Source organism: Pseudomonas sp. MF06569, assembly GCF_059862735.1.
The window spans coordinates 155,497-171,929 of the sequence record NZ_JCBCUZ010000002.1; the positions used below are offsets into that span (position 1 = coordinate 155,497).

Annotated in this window: 15 protein-coding genes; 13 read left to right on the forward strand and 2 right to left on the reverse strand. The window is 59.0% G+C overall.

Annotated elements, in window-relative coordinates:
- Positions 1-3 precede the first annotated feature (3 nt).
- The 6 genes from araH (at position 4) to AC19YQ_RS03120 (ending at position 6,353) form a co-directional block, all read left to right on the forward strand.
- Positions 4-972, forward strand: a complete 969-nt coding sequence (araH, locus tag AC19YQ_RS03095; RefSeq protein ID WP_500594557.1) for an L-arabinose ABC transporter permease AraH — start codon at positions 4-6, stop codon at positions 970-972.
- A gap of 264 nt (positions 973-1,236) precedes the next feature.
- Complete coding sequence (locus tag AC19YQ_RS03100; RefSeq protein WP_500594558.1) at positions 1,237-2,226, forward strand: 2-dehydro-3-deoxygalactonokinase; 990 nt, start codon at positions 1,237-1,239, stop codon at positions 2,224-2,226.
- A gap of 1 nt (position 2,227) precedes the next feature.
- Entirely contained in the window at positions 2,228-2,857 is a 630-nt protein-coding gene (locus tag AC19YQ_RS03105; protein ID WP_339473898.1) for a 2-dehydro-3-deoxy-6-phosphogalactonate aldolase, read from the forward strand.
- Positions 2,858-2,897: 40 nt separating this feature from the next.
- Positions 2,898-4,046: a galactonate dehydratase gene (gene dgoD, locus AC19YQ_RS03110; RefSeq protein WP_500594559.1), complete on the forward strand. Its 1,149-nt coding sequence runs from the start codon at positions 2,898-2,900 to the stop codon at positions 4,044-4,046.
- A gap of 147 nt (positions 4,047-4,193) precedes the next feature.
- Positions 4,194-5,504: an MFS transporter gene (locus AC19YQ_RS03115; protein WP_500594560.1), complete on the forward strand. Its 1,311-nt coding sequence runs from the start codon at positions 4,194-4,196 to the stop codon at positions 5,502-5,504.
- 63 nt (positions 5,505-5,567) lie between these two features.
- The gene (locus AC19YQ_RS03120; RefSeq protein WP_133075633.1) at positions 5,568-6,353 is read left to right on the forward strand and encodes an IclR family transcriptional regulator; all 786 of its coding nucleotides are present in this window, start codon (positions 5,568-5,570) and stop codon (positions 6,351-6,353) included.
- A gap of 10 nt (positions 6,354-6,363) precedes the next feature.
- On the opposite strand, the gene AC19YQ_RS03125 is transcribed toward AC19YQ_RS03120, so the two are convergent.
- On the reverse strand, positions 6,364-7,428 hold the full coding sequence (locus AC19YQ_RS03125) for an NAD(P)-dependent alcohol dehydrogenase (protein ID WP_500594561.1): 1,065 nt from the start codon (positions 7,426-7,428) through the stop codon (positions 6,364-6,366).
- A 179-nt stretch (positions 7,429-7,607) separates the two neighbouring features.
- Between AC19YQ_RS03125 and AC19YQ_RS03130 the strand changes: the two genes are divergently transcribed.
- On the forward strand, positions 7,608-8,513 hold the full coding sequence (locus tag AC19YQ_RS03130) for an AraC family transcriptional regulator (RefSeq protein WP_500594562.1): 906 nt from the start codon (positions 7,608-7,610) through the stop codon (positions 8,511-8,513).
- A gap of 140 nt (positions 8,514-8,653) precedes the next feature.
- Here AC19YQ_RS03130 and AC19YQ_RS03135 read toward each other — a convergent pair whose 3' ends face one another.
- On the reverse strand, positions 8,654-10,318 hold the full coding sequence (locus AC19YQ_RS03135) for an electron transfer flavoprotein-ubiquinone oxidoreductase (RefSeq protein ID WP_500594563.1): 1,665 nt from the start codon (positions 10,316-10,318) through the stop codon (positions 8,654-8,656).
- A 547-nt stretch (positions 10,319-10,865) separates the two neighbouring features.
- On the opposite strand from AC19YQ_RS03135, the gene AC19YQ_RS03140 reads away from it, so the two are divergent.
- The 6 genes from AC19YQ_RS03140 (at position 10,866) to AC19YQ_RS03165 (ending at position 16,401) form a co-directional block, all read left to right on the forward strand.
- Positions 10,866-11,615 carry an electron transfer flavoprotein subunit beta/FixA family protein gene (locus AC19YQ_RS03140; protein ID WP_046809636.1) on the forward strand — a complete coding sequence of 250 codons (750 nt, stop codon included), beginning with the start codon at positions 10,866-10,868 and terminating at the stop codon, positions 11,613-11,615.
- A 2-nt stretch (positions 11,616-11,617) separates the two neighbouring features.
- On the forward strand, positions 11,618-12,547 hold the full coding sequence (locus AC19YQ_RS03145) for an electron transfer flavoprotein subunit alpha/FixB family protein (RefSeq protein WP_339474356.1): 930 nt from the start codon (positions 11,618-11,620) through the stop codon (positions 12,545-12,547).
- Positions 12,548-12,684: 137 nt separating this feature from the next.
- Complete coding sequence (locus AC19YQ_RS03150) at positions 12,685-13,503, forward strand: substrate-binding periplasmic protein (RefSeq protein WP_500594564.1); 819 nt, start codon at positions 12,685-12,687, stop codon at positions 13,501-13,503.
- 9 nt (positions 13,504-13,512) lie between these two features.
- A complete protein-coding gene (locus AC19YQ_RS03155; protein ID WP_133075626.1) occupies positions 13,513-13,869 on the forward strand; it encodes a DUF4398 domain-containing protein in 357 nt (118 codons plus the stop codon).
- Positions 13,866-14,681: an OmpA family protein gene (locus AC19YQ_RS03160; RefSeq protein WP_339474352.1), complete on the forward strand. Its 816-nt coding sequence runs from the start codon at positions 13,866-13,868 to the stop codon at positions 14,679-14,681. The genes AC19YQ_RS03155 and AC19YQ_RS03160 overlap by 4 nt, the downstream gene beginning before the upstream one ends.
- 247 nt (positions 14,682-14,928) lie before the next feature.
- The gene (locus tag AC19YQ_RS03165; RefSeq protein ID WP_339474350.1) at positions 14,929-16,401 is read left to right on the forward strand and encodes an aminotransferase-like domain-containing protein; all 1,473 of its coding nucleotides are present in this window, start codon (positions 14,929-14,931) and stop codon (positions 16,399-16,401) included.
- Positions 16,402-16,433: the final 32 nt, after the last annotated feature.

Consider the following 16,433-nt stretch of genomic DNA (forward strand, 5'->3'; position numbering starts at 1 on the left):
TACATGACAATTCAAAACACATCACTGCCGCCTGCGCGTAAGCCCCTGGACGTGCGTCGCTTCCTCGACGACTGGGTGATGTTGCTGGCGGCGCTGGCAATCTTCCTGCTTTGTACCTTGCTGATCGACAACTTTTTGTCGCCGCTGAACATGCGGGGCCTGGGGCTGGCGATTTCCACCACCGGGATTGCCGCCTGCACCATGCTTTATTGCCTGGCGTCGGGTCATTTCGACTTGTCCGTGGGTTCGGTAATCGCCTGCTCCGGCGTCGTGGCGGCGGTGGTCATGCGTGACACAGACAGCGTCTTTCTGGGTGTCAGCGCTGCGTTGGGCATGGGCCTGATCGTTGGCCTGATCAACGGGATAGTCATCGCCAAGCTGCGGGTCAACGCGTTGATCACCACGTTGGCGACCATGCAGATTGTGCGTGGTCTGGCCTACATCTTTGCCAACGGCAAGGCGGTGGGGGTGTCCCAGGAATCGTTCTTTGTCTTTGGCAACGGCCAATGGTTCGGTGTGCCGGTGCCGATCCTGATCACCCTTGTGTGCTTTGTGTTTTTCGGCTGGCTGCTCAACTACACCACCTATGGGCGCAACACCATGGCCATTGGCGGCAACCCGGAAGCGGCCCTGCTGGCGGGGGTCAATGTTGATCGCACCAAGATCATCATCTTTGCCGTACACGGGCTGGTAGGTGCACTGGCCGGTGTCATCCTTGCCTCTCGCATGACCTCTGGCCAGCCGATGATCGGCCAGGGCTTCGAGTTGACCGTGATCTCGGCCTGCGTGCTGGGCGGTGTATCGCTAAGCGGAGGGGTAGGGATGATTCGCCACGTGATAGCTGGCGTACTGATTTTGGCCATTATCGAAAATGCGATGAACCTGAAGAACATCGACACGTTTTACCAGTACGTGATTCGCGGCTCGATCCTGTTACTGGCGGTGGTGATCGATCGCCTGAAGCAGCGCTGAGTCCTGGCCCTGTCTCTGTAGTCGCTGCCGCAGGCGGCGATAAGGGCCGAAGGGCCTTCATTCCTGATCAAAAGATTAAGGTCGCTACGTCGCAGTGGCGCACCAACCCCATCGCAGCCTGCGGCAGCGGTTACAGAGTTTAAAGCGTATTAAATCCCTATATATGAGATGTATATTTATATATTGAGATTTACAGCGCTGGCGGTTTATAGTCTCCTGCACGGACTCACAGCATTCACTGCTAAAAACAAAACAGGTGAAGCGATGCAGGCGCAATTGATCGCGCTCGATTGGGGAACGACCTCCCTTCGTGCTTATTTACTCGGCCCCGCCGGGCAGGTGCTGAAAATGCGCTCGCTGGCTTGCGGGATCATGCAGTTGCCGGATACCGCCCGGTTGATTGCAGGTCACTGGTGTACCGACGGCTTTGAGCTGGCGTTCGATGAGGCATGTGCCGACTGGCTGCAAGCCAACCCCGGCATCCCGGTCATTGCCTGCGGCATGGTCGGTAGCGCCCAGGGCTGGATTGAGGCGGCTTACCGCGAGACACCTGCCAGCCTCGCGGACTTGAGCACAGCCTTGCAGACGGTACGCAGCGTGCAGGGAGTTGATGTCCATATCGTGCCGGGCGTGATCCAGCACTCAACCCTGCCCAACGTCATGCGCGGCGAAGAAACCCAGGTACTGGGCGTCCTGCAAACCCACCCTCATCTCAACGATTGCTTGATCGGCCTGCCAGGCAGCCACTCCAAATGGGTGCAGGTGCAGGACGGCTGCCTGGTGCATTTCGATACCTTCATGACTGGCGAGTTGTATGCCGCCGTCTGCGAGCACACGATTCTGGGTCGTACCCAGCAGCCTGCTGCGCAGTTTGACGCCGCTGCATTTGCCCGTGGCGTAGAGGTGGCGCTGTCCCCGGACGGCGAGCGCGGCCCGCTGTCGACGCTGTTCAGCGCACGTACCCTGAGCCTTACCGGGCAGCTAAGCCCGGTCCAGCAGCCTGACTATGTGTCCGGTCTGCTGATTGGTCATGAGCTGGCCGCGCTGGGCAATGTGTTACGCCGACGCCGGGGCGCTAAACCGCTGCCAGCGATCATTCTGATTGGCAATACGCAACTCTGTGAGCGCTACCGGCGTGCACTGGGTGCCTGCGGATTCGCCGATGTGAGCCTGGCAGAACAGGCTACCGAGCAAGGTTTATGGCACCTGGCCCAGGCGGCCGGGTTGCTCCAACACACTGATCTGGAGGCCTGAGATGCTCAAGCAAGCACTGGCAAAAAACGGACTGATCGCGATTCTTCGCGGTTTGCGTCCACACGAGGCGCAAGCTATCGGCAAAGTGCTGTATGAAGAGGGTTTTCGTACCCTGGAAGTACCGCTCAATTCTCCACAGCCCTATGAAAGCATCCGTATCTTGCGCAGCACCTTGCCTGCCGACTGCCTGGTCGGCGCGGGCACGGTGTTGACGGCGCAACAGGTCGAGCAGGTGAAAGCGGCGGGGGGGCAGGTGATTGTCATGCCCCACAGCGACCCCACCGTGCTGCGTGCGGCCAAGGCGGCGGGCTTGTACCTGTCGCCGGGTGTCGCCACGCCCACCGAAGCCTTTGCTGCGCTGGCCGAAGGTGCCGATGTGCTGAAGATGTTCCCGGCCGAGCAAATGGGCCCGGCCGTGGTCAAGGCCTGGCTGGCCGTGTTGCCCGCCGGTACGTTGCTGATCCCGGTTGGCGGCATAACCCCGGACAACATGCAGGTGTTTGTCGATGCCGGGGTATCCGGGTTCGGTTTAGGCTCCGGCCTGTTCAAGCCCGGGATGAGCCCGGATCAAGTGGCGGTTAACGCCAAAGCCTACGTGCACGCCTGGAATGCCCGGCGTCAGGCCAACTGACTGGCGCTGTGGCGCCCCATCGAACAAGAGAGACAACACGATGAAAATCACCAAACTCACCACCTATCTGGTTCCGCCGCGCTGGTTGTTCCTGAAGATCGAAACCGATGAAGGCGTGACCGGCTGGGGTGAACCCGTGGTCGAAGGCCGCGCCCACACCGTGGCCACTGCGGTGGATGAACTGTCGGACTACTTGATCGGCAAGGACCCGCGCAATATCGAAGACATCTGGACCGTGCTCTATCGCGGCGGTTTTTACCGTGGCGGGGCGGTACACATGAGCGCCCTGGCCGGTATCGACCAGGCACTGTGGGATATCAAGGGCAAGGCGCTGGGGGTGTCGATCAGCGATTTGCTGGGTGGCCAGGTGCGGGACAAGATCCGGGTCTATTCGTGGATCGGCGGCGACCGTCCGGCCGACACGGCCAGGGCAGCCAAAGAGGCCGTGAGCCGGGGGTTTACCGCGATAAAAATGAACGGCACCGAAGAGCTGCAGTTTGTCGACAGCTTTGAAAAGGTCGATCTGGCGCTGGCCAACGTGGCGGCGGTGCGTGATGCGGTGGGACCTAATGTCGGCATTGGTGTGGATTTCCATGGTCGTGTCCACAAGCCGATGGCCAAGATCCTGATGAAGGAGCTGGACGCGTACAAGCTGATGTTTATCGAAGAACCGGTACTGAGCGAAAACTACGAGGCGCTTAAAGAGCTGGCGCCGCTGACCAGCACACCGATTGCCCTTGGCGAGCGGCTGTTTTCACGCTGGGATTTCAAGCGGGTGCTCAGCGAAGGTTATGTCGACATCATCCAGCCGGATGCGTCCCATGCGGGCGGGATCACCGAAACCCGCAAAATCGCCAACATGGCCGAAGCCTATGACGTGGCCCTGGCCTTGCACTGCCCCCTGGGGCCGATTGCACTGGCAGCCTGCTTGCAACTGGATGCGGTCTGCTACAACGCCTTTATCCAGGAGCAAAGCCTGGGCATCCACTACAACGAAAGCAACGACCTGCTGGACTACGTCAAAGACCCGGCGGTATTCGATTACGACAAAGGCTTTGTAAAAATCCCCAACGGTCCGGGCCTGGGTATCGAGATCAACGAAGAGTACGTGCAGGAACGTGCGTTGATCGGCCACCGCTGGCGCAACCCGATCTGGCGCCATGCCGATGGCAGTTTTGCCGAGTGGTAATGCCACTCATGTAGTCGCTGCCGAAGGCTGCGAAGGGTTGCGTAGCAACACGTTATATCGCAAGCACCGATGGCCCCTTCGCAGCCTGCGGCAGCGACTACAGGTTCTGCCCCACGACCTCAATAAACATAAGAAAGAGGCATGCCCATGTCATCTGCAAGCACTGTCGCGCCCGCGATTTTAGTGGCGCCTAGCCGCAAGCGTTTTTTCATCATGGTGCTGTTGTTCATCACCGTGGTGATCAACTACCTGGACCGCAGCAACCTGTCGATTGCCGCACCCGCACTGACCACCGACCTGGGGCTGGACCCGGTGCATGTGGGCCTGATTTTTTCGGCTTTCGGCTGGACTTACGCCGCCATGCAAATCCCCGGCGGCTGGCTGGTGGATCGGGTGCCGCCGCGTATTCTCTACAGCGTCGCCTTGCTGCTGTGGTCGGTGGCCACGGTGATGCTCGGCTTTGCCGCGAGCTTTATCGCCCTGTTCGTCTTGCGCATGGCGGTGGGTGCGCTGGAAGCCCCGGCGTACCCGATCAACAGCCGGGTGGTGACCACCTGGTTCCCGGAGCGCGAGCGCGCTACGGCCATTGGTTTTTACACTTCAGGGCAGTTTGTCGGCCTGGCGTTTCTGACGCCGGTACTGGCCTGGCTGCAGCACCACTGGGGCTGGCACATGGTGTTTGTCAGCACCGGTGCGGTGGGGATTGCCTGGGCCGTTATCTGGTACGCGGTGTACCGCGAACCCCGGGACTTCAAGGGCGTCAATCAGGCTGAAATCGATTTGATCGCCGAGGGGGGCGGGCTGGTGGATATCCAGAGCCAGACCGCCAAACGCAAGGCGGCGTTCAGTTGGCTGGACCTGGGGATCGTGCTCACCAAACGTAAACTGTGGGGCATTTATCTGGGGCAGTTCTGCCTGAATTCGACGCTGTGGTTTTTCCTGACATGGTTCCCCACCTACCTGGTGAAATACCGCGGCATGGACTTTATCAAGTCCGGTTTGCTGGCTTCGTTGCCGTTTCTGGCGGCGTTTGTGGGCGTGCTGTGTTCCGGGTTCTTTTCTGACTGGTTGATTCGTCGCGGCTACTCGGTGGGCTTTGCCCGCAAGCTGCCGATCATTGGCGGGTTGCTGATTTCGACCTCGATCATTGGCGCCAACTTTGTCGACTCGACGCCGCTGGTGATTGCGTTTCTGGCCCTGGCGTTTTTTGGCAACGGGCTGGCGTCGATTACCTGGTCCCTGGTGTCGACACTGGCACCGGCGCGGCTGCTGGGGCTTACCGGCGGGGTGTTCAATTTGATCGGTAACCTGTCGGCGATTACCACGCCCATCGTGATCGGCTTTTTGGCCACCGGCGACTCGTTTGCCCCGGCAATCACCTATATTTCGGTGCTGGCGCTGCTGGGGGCGTTGTCCTACATCTTGCTGGTGGGCAAGGTCGAGCGGATCGAGCTGTAGCCGTCAGTCAGCCGGGCGACCATAATGCTGCCCGGTTCTCACCTATCAATGGAAAGGCTGGCTATGCAGGACGACTCCACGAAAATCGCTCCGACCGGTACTCAAACCTTGCTCCGCGGCCTGGCGGTGGTTCAGGCCGTGGCCAATGGCGCGCGCGACCTCAAGGACATCGCCCGGGTGATCGGGACCACGCGCAGCACCACCCATCGCCTGGCCAGTTGCCTGGTGGATGAGCGTTATTTGCGGGTGTTGCCCAAAGTGGGATATTTGCTGGGTCCCAAGCTGATCGAGTTGGGTTTTCAGGCCCGTGAAGAGCTGCCGTTGGTGACGCTGGCCGAGCCGTATCTGGATCAATTGTCAGCCTTGACCGGCGATACCATTCATTTGGCGGTGCGCGAGGGGGATGAGGTGCTGTACCTGCACAAGAACCCGGGGCGAAATGGCCCGGAGATGCGTTCGCGGGTGGGGCACCGGATGGCGATGGCACGTACCGGTATTGGCAAGGCCATGTTGCTGGATGCGCCCCTGGACGAATGGCGGCGCCTGTATGAAGCCGGCCAGAGCGCAGGCGGCAAAAACCCGTTGTGGCCCGATCATCAGGAGCCGTCGTGGGAGCAGTTCGAGGAGCGCATGCGCGGGTATGTGGCGGGAGGGTATGCGTTTGACCTGGAAGACAACGAACCGTCGATCCGCTGTGTGGCTGCGCCCATACGTGATGCCAGCGGGCAGATCGTCGCGGCCATCAGTATCGCCAGCACTGTGCCGTATATGCCCCATGAGAAAATGACCGGGTTGATCCCGGTCATTACCCATGCCGCACAACAGATATCGGCGGAGTTGGGCGGCTAAAACCCTTGGCTTAGGCTTTCAGGGTTTTCATGTCGATCACGAAACGGTATTTCACGTCGCCTTTAACCACGCGCTCAAAGGCTTCGTTGATGTTTTTGATGTCGAGCATTTCGATGTCGCAGGTAATCCCGTGCTCGGCGCTGAAATCCAGCATCTCCTGGGTTTCGGCAATGCCGCCGATCAACGAACCGGCCAGCACGCGGCGCTTGAATACCAGGTTGAAGGCGTTGAGTGCCGGTTCAACCGGTTCGATCAGGCCCACCAGAATGTGCACGCCGTCAAACGTCAGGGTTTCGAGGTACGGGTTCAGGTCGTGCGGCACCGGAATGGTGTCCAGCAGGAAGTTGAAGGTGCCTGCAGCGGCTTTCATCTGCTCGGCGTCGGTGGACACGATCACGTGGTCTGCACCTTGGCGATAGGCTTCTTCGGCCTTGGCCTGGGAGCGGGTGAACAGCGTCACTTCAGCGCCCAGGGCCTTGGCGAACTTGATGCCCATGTGGCCCAGGCCGCCCATGCCCAGAATCCCGACCTTGTCGCCCGGCTCAACACCGTAATGAACCAGTGGCGAGTAGGTGGTGATGCCGGCGCACAGCAGCGGTGCGGCGCTGGCCGGGTCGAGGTTTTTCGGGATGCTCAGCACGAAGTGTTCGCTGACCACCATGTTGTTCGAGTAACCGCCCATTGTCAGCGTGCCGTCGATACGGTCCGGGCTGGCGTAGGTCTGGGTCATGCCTTCCAGGCAGTATTGCTCAAGATCTTCCTTGCAGGCCGAGCAGGTACGGCACGAGTCGACCATGCAGCCTACGCCGACCAGGTCGCCGACCTTGTGTTTGGTGACTTTGTCGCCAATGGCCGTCACCTTGCCGACGATTTCATGGCCAGGCATCAGGGGGTAAGTCGCGAAGCCCCAGTCATTGCGCGCCTGGTGGATGTCGGAGTGGCAAACGCCGCAGTACAGCACTTCGATGGCGACGTCGTCCGGGCGGGGGGCGCGACGGTTGAACTGCATCGGCGCCAGTGGGGCCTTGGCGTTCTGAGCGGCATAACCGATAGCGTTATAAGTGACAGTGGACATGAGAACCTCGCGAAACGTTGACTGTGTAGAGGGGGGGATTTTGCGCCTGGATGCTTTGCAGGACTATGACGATTCCTCCGTGTGTCATGCCTAATACTCCGGAGTAACAGGTCTGCTGTCGCTTTATTGACCAATTCTGCGAAGATGCAGCTGTCTATTCCTCCTGTGAAAATTTCTCCATGCTTTTGACCCGTCACCGGGACGAGAACGCCATGCTGGTGTCTCTGATCGAACCGCTGGCGACACAAACCGGTTTTGTGTCCACCTTGTTACCTGAAGTTCGGGTTGTTTCTGCGTGCCGGGTAGTGGCCCGTATGCCGCAGATCTATGAGCCTAGCCTAATGGTGATTGCCCAAGGCAGTAAGTTGGCCTATCTGGGGCAGCGCACGATGGAATACGGTGCAGGGCATTATCTGGTGCAGGCGCTGTCAGTGCCTTTTGAGTGTGAAACCTTTGCCTCCGAGGACGCGCCTCTGCTGGGGGTGGCAATCAGTATTGATCGCGCCGTGCTGGGGGAGTTGGTGCTGGCGATGGGGCTGGCCCCGGATCGCAGTGCCGTGGCGCAGACGCCTGAGTCGATGACGTCGGCGGTACTGGATGACGACATGCGCCACGCCGTCGAGCGCCTGCTGCGTTGCCTGCATGATCCGATGGAGTGCCGGATCATGGGCCAGGCACGGCTGCGCGAAGTGTTGTTCGCGGCATTGCGCGGGCCGCAGGCGGGTGTGTTGCGGGCATTGGTCGAGCAGCAAGGGCAGTTTGCACGGGTGGCGGCATCGTTGAGTCACTTGCATGAGCATTTCGCGCAGCCGCTGAATGTCGAGACCCTGGCCCGTTGCGCGAACATGAGTGCATCCACGTTTCACGAACATTTCAAGCGCAGCACTTTGCTGTCGCCGGTGCAGTACCTCAAGCGTTTGCGGCTGTTGCGGGCACAGCAATTGTTATTGAGCGAGGGACTGGGTGTGGCGCAGGTGGCAGAGCGCGTGGGCTATCAAAGTACTTCGCAGTTCAGTCGCGAGTACAAGCGCTACTTCGAGCGCAGCCCGGGGCATGAAGGGGTGGGTGCTAGCCAGCCGGTGTGACGGGCCTGTTGTGGGAGAGGGCTTGCTCGCGATGCGGGCAGCGCAATCTGTCAGGCAAACCTGGGCGATCCCATCGCGAGCAAGCCCGCTCCCACAAATCCGGGGGCAATAAAAAAGGCCCCCGAAGGAGCCTTTTTGACTTACATGTTCGGGTAAGTCGGCCCGCCGCCACCTTCCGGGGTTACCCAGGTGATGTTCTGCGATGGGTCCTTGATGTCACAGGTTTTGCAGTGAACGCAGTTTTGCGAGTTGATCTGGAAGCGTTTTTCGCCGCTTTCCTGGGTGATCACCTCGTACACGCCCGCCGGGCAGTAGCGCTGTGCCGGCTCGTCGTAGAGCGGCAGGTTGACGCTGATCGGGATGCTCGGGTCGCGCAGCTTGAGGTGGCACGGCTGCTCTTCTTCATGGTTGGTGCTGGAGATGAACACCGAGCTGAGCTTGTCGAAGCTGAGCTTGCCGTCGGGTTTCGGGTAGTCGATTTTCTTGCAGTCTTTGGCCTGTTTCAGACACGCATAGTCTGGCTTGGTGTCGTGCAGGGTGAACGGCAGTTTGCCGCCGAAGATGTTCTGATCCATCCAGTTGAAGCCCGCGCCCATGATCGGGCCGAACTTGTGCATTGCCGGGCCGAAGTTACGGCTGGCGAACAGTTCGTCGAACAGCCAGCTGGCTTTGAAGGCCTCAACGTAGGTGTTGAGTACGTCACCGCCTTCGGAGTCCGCCAGCAGTGACTCGGCCACAGCTTCTGCTGCGAGCATGCCGGACTTCATTGCAGTGTGGCTGCCCTTGATCTTGGCCACGTTCATGGTGCCCAAGTCGCAACCAATCAGTGCGCCACCGTTGAAAACCATTTTTGGCAGGGAGTTCAGACCGCCTTTGGCCAGGGCGCGGGCGCCGTAGCTGATGCGTTTGCCGCCTTCGAGGTATTGCTTGAGCACCGGGTGATGCTTGAGGCGCTGAAACTCGTCGAACGGTGACAGGAACGTGTTGCTGTAGGACAGGTCAACGATCAGGCCGACAACGACCTGGTTGTTTTCCAGGTGATACAGGAAAGAGCCGCCGGTGTTTTCGCTGCTGATGATGTCCAGCGGCCAGCCAGCGGTGTGGACGACCAGGCCTGGCTGATGTTTGGCCGGGTCGATTTCCCAGATTTCCTTCAGGCCAATACCGTAATGCTGGGCGTCGGCCTCACTGTCGAGCTTGAAGCGTTCGATCAGTTGCTTGCCCAGGTGGCCACGGCAGCCTTCTGCGAACAGGGTGTACTTGCCACGCAGCTCCATGCCCGGGGTGTATAGACCTTCTTTAGGGTTGCCTTCACGGTCAACGCCCAGGTCGCCGGTGATGATCCCGCGAACCACATTGTTTTCGTCGAACAGGACTTCTTGAGCAGCAAAGCCGGGGTAGATTTCTACGCCCAGGTTTTCGGCCTGTTGCGCCAGCCAGCGGCACAGGTTGCCCAGGGAGATGATGTAGTTGCCTTCGTTGTGCATGGTTTTAGGCACAAAAAGGTCAGGCACCTTGGTCGCAGTGCTATCGCTGCGCAGTACATAGATGTCGTCGCGGGTCACTGGAGTGTTGAGCGGAGCGCCCAGTTCTTTCCAGTCCGGGAACAATTCGTTCAAGGCACGGGGTTCGAAAACAGCACCAGATAGAATGTGAGCACCGACTTCGGAGCCTTTTTCAACCACGCAGACGCTGATTTCTTTACCGGCTTCGGCGGCCTTCTGCTTTAAGCGGCAGGCGGCGGACAAACCGGCAGGGCCGGCGCCGACGATGACCACGTCGAATTCCATGTATTCGCGTTCCACAGGTTCTCTCCTACTCAAGGCTCAACGGTATTTTTCTAATTGGAGGTTTGGCACTTCATCCATTACGCCCTCGACCCCGAGGTTGAAGAATCAATGGATGACGCACCGCTCTCTCTGATGGGCGGGCATTATATCTACACCACTAGCAGCGTCCAATACAAACGTTTGTTTGAATCCGCTGCAAGCCAGATAAATCAAAGACGCGCGGCTCAAAACTGGCCCATTTGCTGTATTGACCGCAAAAGGCGTTCCGGTCAAGATACGGGCGGTTTTGCGCTCGCCGTAGGCTGATTGTTGGTTTCAAGAGCACCTCTAAAGACAGGGCATAGGCACAAGCCTGTAGGAGCCTGCCATTTTTTGAGCGGAGTTTACACGTCCTTTCGGTGTATGACTTGTTAGTCACATCGGACAGACGGTCGCACGGGGAATCGTCGGTACTCGTCTATAAGCAAAGCAACGATCTTTGGAGGTGCCCTTGTGCTGATGAGCATCAACCGCCAGGTTCGCCTAGGCGACTTTCTTTTCACCGGAGAGTAACGAGGAATCCATGAAGGTTCTTGTAGCTGTCAAACGAGTGGTCGATTACAACGTTAAAGTACGCGTCAAAGCGGACAACTCCGGCGTTGACCTCGCCAACGTCAAGATGTCGATGAACCCCTTCTGCGAAATCGCTGTGGAAGAAGCCGTACGCCTGAAAGAAAAAGGTGTTGCGACTGAAATCGTCGTCGTCTCCATCGGCCCGACCACTGCTCAGGAACAGCTGCGTACCGCGCTGGCACTGGGTGCAGATCGCGCCATTCTCGTCGAGTCCGCCGAAGACCTGACCTCCTTGGCCGTAGCCAAGCTGCTCAAGGCCGTTGTCGACAAGGAACAGCCTCAGCTGGTGATCCTGGGCAAACAGGCCATCGACAGCGACAACAACCAGACCGGCCAGATGCTGGCTGCGCTGACCGGTTTCGGTCAGGGCACTTTCGCTTCCAAAGTCGAAGTGGCAGGTGACAAGGTTGCCGTGACCCGTGAAGTGGATGGCGGCGCGCAAACTGTTTCGCTGAGCTTGCCAGCGATCATCACCACTGACCTGCGTTTGAACGAGCCGCGTTATGCGTCCTTGCCAAACATCATGAAAGCCAAGAAGAAGCCGCTTGAAGTGCTGACCCCGGACGCGCTGGGTGTTTCCACGGCTTCGACCAACAAAACCCTGAAAGTTGAAGCGCCTGCAGCACGCAGCGCTGGCATCAAGGTCAAGTCGGTGGCTGAACTGGTCGAGAAACTGAAAAACGAAGCGAAGGTAATCTAATCATGACTATCTTGGTAATCGCAGAACACGACGGCAAGACGCTGGCTCCGGCCACGCTGAACACCGTAGCCGCTGCCGCTAAAATCGGTGGCGACATCAACGTTCTGGTTGCAGGCCAGGGCATTGGCGCTGTAGCCGAAGCCGCCGCGAAAATCGCTGGCGTGGCTAAAGTGCTGGTCGCCGACAACGCGGCTTACGCCCATCAGTTGCCTGAAAACGTTGCACCATTGGTTGCTGAGCTGGGGGCTGGCTACAGCCACATCCTGGCGGCTGCCACGTCCAACGGCAAAAACATCCTGCCGCGCGTTGCTGCGCAGTTGGACGTGGATCAGATCTCCGAGATCGTTTCGGTCGTCAGCGCTGATACTTTCACGCGTCCGATCTATGCCGGTAACGCCATTGCCACCGTGCAGTCCACTGCGCCGGTAAAAGTGATCACCGTACGTGCGACCGGTTTCGACCCGGTTGCCGCAGAAGGGGGTTCGGCAGCGGTTGAAGCGGTTGCAGCGGTTCACGATGCAGGCACTTCGTCGTTCGTTGGCGAAGAACTGGCCAAGTCGGACCGCCCTGAATTGACCGCTGCCAAGATCGTCGTTTCCGGCGGTCGCGGCATGCAGAACGGTGACAACTTCAAACTGCTCTACACCCTGGCTGACAAGCTGGGCGCTGCTGTTGGCGCATCTCGCGCAGCAGTGGACGCAGGTTTTGTGCCTAACGACATGCAGGTCGGTCAGACCGGTAAAATCGTTGCGCCACAGCTGTACATCGCGGTGGGCATTTCCGGCGCGATCCAGCATCTGGCCGGCATGAAAGACTCCAAGGTGATCGTTGCGATCAACAAGGACGAAGAAGCACCAATCTTCCAGGTGGCCGATTACGGCCTGGTAGCGGACTTGTTCGAAGCCGTACCTGAGCTGGAGAAGCTGGTTTAATCCAGTCGCTTCACTTATAAAGAGCCCGGTCATCCGGGCTGTGGGGAAGGGCAGGGCACTCAGTGTCTTGCACCGTCTTCATGGCCAGGGTGACCGGGCTTTTTTGTGGGTCTCAATTGTGTGTGGAGCGTAGGGCTATGGATGTGCGTCAACTGAGCAGGTTGCTATTGGGGTTGGCGTTATTGCCTGTGTTGTCTGAGGCGGCGGGCAAGTGTGAGCGCCTGATCGTCACTGGCAGTCCCGATGCACCGCCTTATTTGTGGCGCGACCCAGCCGACCCTGCGCACTTGATCGGCGCCAGTGCTGATCTGATCCAGCAGGCGGGTCATGAGCTGGGGATCAAGGTTGAAGTGCTCTACGGTGGCAAGCGTGCCCAGGCCCAGGACGAAGTGCGTGCCGGGCGCATGGACATGTTGCTGGATGCGCCGCTGACGGTTGGCGGGCTTTCGTCGTTCGACTACATTCACCCGCCCTTGGTGCGTAACGACTATCTGGTGTGGACCCGCAAGGACTCCACCCTGGTCTACGAAACGCCTGCCGACTTGTATGGGCATGTGGGCGCCGTTTCTGAGAAAGCCCGGCTAAGCGAGACATTCAATGAGTTCGCTCAGCATCAGCTCACCCTGGAGCGTCAAGCCGGCTTGACCCAGGCTTTCCAGAAATTGCTGCTCGGCCAGGTCGAATACGTTCTGGCCGGGCGCTATTCCGGTATGGCCACTGCGCAAACCCTGGGCATTGCCGATGACCTGATAGCGCGCTCGCAGCCCATTGATCAGCCCGGGCTGTTTTTGGCCATTTCCCATGACTCGGCCTGCAATGAACCGTGGTTGCGCGGACAGCTCGCCAAAAAGATGACAGAATTGCCCGCGTCCGGCCTGACCGAGGCGGTACTGCAACGCAATCTAGAGCGGTGGAAAGCCCAATTGCTACAACCGCTCAGCGCCCCAAAACAGTAGGAATCCCTAGTGACAATTCGACCTCTTTTCGCTGCCCTGGCCGTTTTGGCTCTGGCGGGGTGTGCAGCCGATCCTGCGCCGAATGAACAATTGCGTTTGACCGAACAAGCCCTGGAGCAAGCCAAGGCCGTGGGTGCGAAAGCCGATGACTTGGCTGAGTTGAAACAAGCCGAAGACAAGCTGGCCCAAGCGCTGGCAGATATGGCAGATGAATCCTACAAAGACGCGCGCATGCAGGCCGAACAAGCCGAACTGGATGCCCGATTGGCCGAAGCCCGTGTGCTGACGCAAAAAAGCCAGGAACAACTGAACGTGCTCAATACCCGTATTTCGCGCTTGCGCAAACAACTGGCGGAGGCGCAATGAGCCTTACGCACAGAGCTTTCATGGGGGTGCTGGTTGCGGGTTGCGTCAGCCTGACCGGATGCGCCGGGCATCACAACAGCGAACTGGCCTTGCAGCAGGCCAGCACGGACTTTCAGACCGTGAAGGAAGACACCAATGTGCTGCGCATCGCGCCCAAGGACGTGATCCGTGCCGGTGAGTCCCTGGCCCGTGCTGACCGTTTGTCCAGCTTCTGGGGCAGTGGCGAAGACGTTGCGCATTACGCCTATTTGAGCCAGCGCTACAGTGAAATCGCCCGTGAGCACACGCAACAGGTGCTCAATGAAGAGCGTGGGGCCAAGCTGGAACTCGAACGTCAGCGTCTGCAACTGGCGCTGCGTGAAGCCAAGTTGTTGAGTGTTCAGCAACAGGGGCAATGGCTGGAAGAGCAAATCATCAGCCTGGCCACTACTCAGACTGACCGTGGTCTGGTCATGACCCTGGGTGACGTGTTGTTCGACACTGGCGAAGCCGACTTGAAAAACTCGGCCAACCGCACGGTGCTCAAGCTGGTGCGTTTCCTGCAACTGAACCCCAAGCGCATTGTGCGGATCGAGGGCTACACCGACAGCACCGGAGGCAAGGAGGACAACCTCAAGTTGTCCCGTGATCGCGCGCAGGCCGTGGCCGATGTGCTGGTCGATCTGGGTATCGACGAGAAGCGTATCCAGGTGGAAGGTTATGGCGATCAGTACCCGGTTGATGTCAATGCCACGGAGCGCGGCCGGGCACAGAACCGTCGGGTTGAGATCGTCTTCTCTGACGAAAAAGGCCAACTGGGCGCAGCGCGCTAAAGCCCGATATCGCTGGCTGAATATGGGAGCGGGCTTGCCCGCGATGGAATCAAAGCGGTGTGCCTGGCGCATCGCGGCGGCGAAATCGCGAGCGAGCCCGCTCCCACAACGGGTTCTGTCGCCCATACAGTTTTCCCCCGCACACCCCCTGTACGGCTTAGTTAAGTGACAACTGTGCCCGTACACTTCTAAACTGTTCCGGTATTGTTCTCCACAAAAATAAAGTTTGAACATCGAGAGCGGCGCCATGACCAACCTTTTGCTCTATCAACGTATCGCTCAGCAGTTGGCTGAGGATATTCGGCGTGGCGTTTATCAGCCTGGCGAACGTGTGCCTTCGGTTCGCAAGATGAGCTCTCAGCTCAACGTGAGCCATGCCACGGTGTTGCAGGCTTACGCCAATCTTGAAGATCAGGGCTTGATCAGGGCACGGCCGCAGTCCGGCTATTACGTGCACCAGACCCCCGCATTGACTGCGCCCACGCCTGATATCGCACGCGTGGAGCGTCCGGGCCTTGTCACCCGCAGCAGCATCATCCAGCAAGTATTGGTCGAATCCCGTCGCGAAGGCGTGTTCCCGCTGGGCGCAGCCGTGCCCAGTGTCGATTACTTGCCTGTACGGGCGCTGCATCAGCAATTGGCGAAGGTCACGCGCTTTCATAGCCCGCGGGCGTTCAGCTACATGTTCAGTCCGGGTTTTGAGCCGTTGCGCCGGCAGGTGGCAATCCGCATGCGTGACGCTGGGGTGGTGGTCGATCCCAGCGAAGTGATCATTACCCACGGCTGTGTCGATGCACTGCAAATGTCGTTGCGCGTGCTGACCCGTCCCGGAGACCTGATCGCGGCTGAGTCGCCTACTTACTACGGGCTGCTGCAACTGGCTGACCTGCTGGGCTTGAAAGTCATCGAGATCCCCAGCGATCCGGCTACTGGCATGAGCCTGGAAGCCTTGCAGCTGGCGGCTAATCAATGGTCGATCAAGGCCTTGGTACTGACCACGCGCCTGAGCAATCCCCTTGGCGGGACCATGCCAGAAGAGCGGCAAAAGCAGTTGCTGCGTCTGGCTTCCGATTTTGATATCCAGATTGTCGAAGACGATATCTACGGCGAGTTGATGTTTGAGGTTGGGCGCACCAAGGCGCTGAAAGCCTATGATCGTCTGGATCGGGTCATTTATTGTTCGAGTTTTTCCAAAACCCTGTCCCCCGGCGTGCGTATCGGCTGGATGATCGCCGGCAAGTTTCAGCAGGAAATCCAGCGTCTGCAAACCTTTACCACCCATTCGGCCTGCAGTGTGACGCAGATGGGGGTGGCGGCTTACCTTGAAAACGGCGGTTACGACCGCCATTTGCGTTATATCCGCCAGGAATACAGAAAGAACCTGAGTGCATTCCAGCTGGCTGTTCAGCAGCACTTCCCGGAAGGGACGCAGATGTCACGGCCTAGCGGGGGCTTTATCTTGTGGGTCAGTTTGCCGGGCCGGGTCAACACCCAGGAACTGCATGTCCGGGCACTGCAGCAAGGTATCAGCATCGCGCCGGGACTGATTTTCAGTAATACCGAGCAGTTTAACCACTGCATACGACTTAACTGTGCCACACCCTGGAACCGGGAAGCCGATCGGGCCCTGATGACCCTTGGCATGCTTGCCAATCAGCTCTGCCAGGAAGCCGCAGGCCTGTATGGAGGAAGCTCGGTAGCTGCCGGGATGGCATTTTGACCATAATCACCTTGTCACCCTGTGCGTAAAGC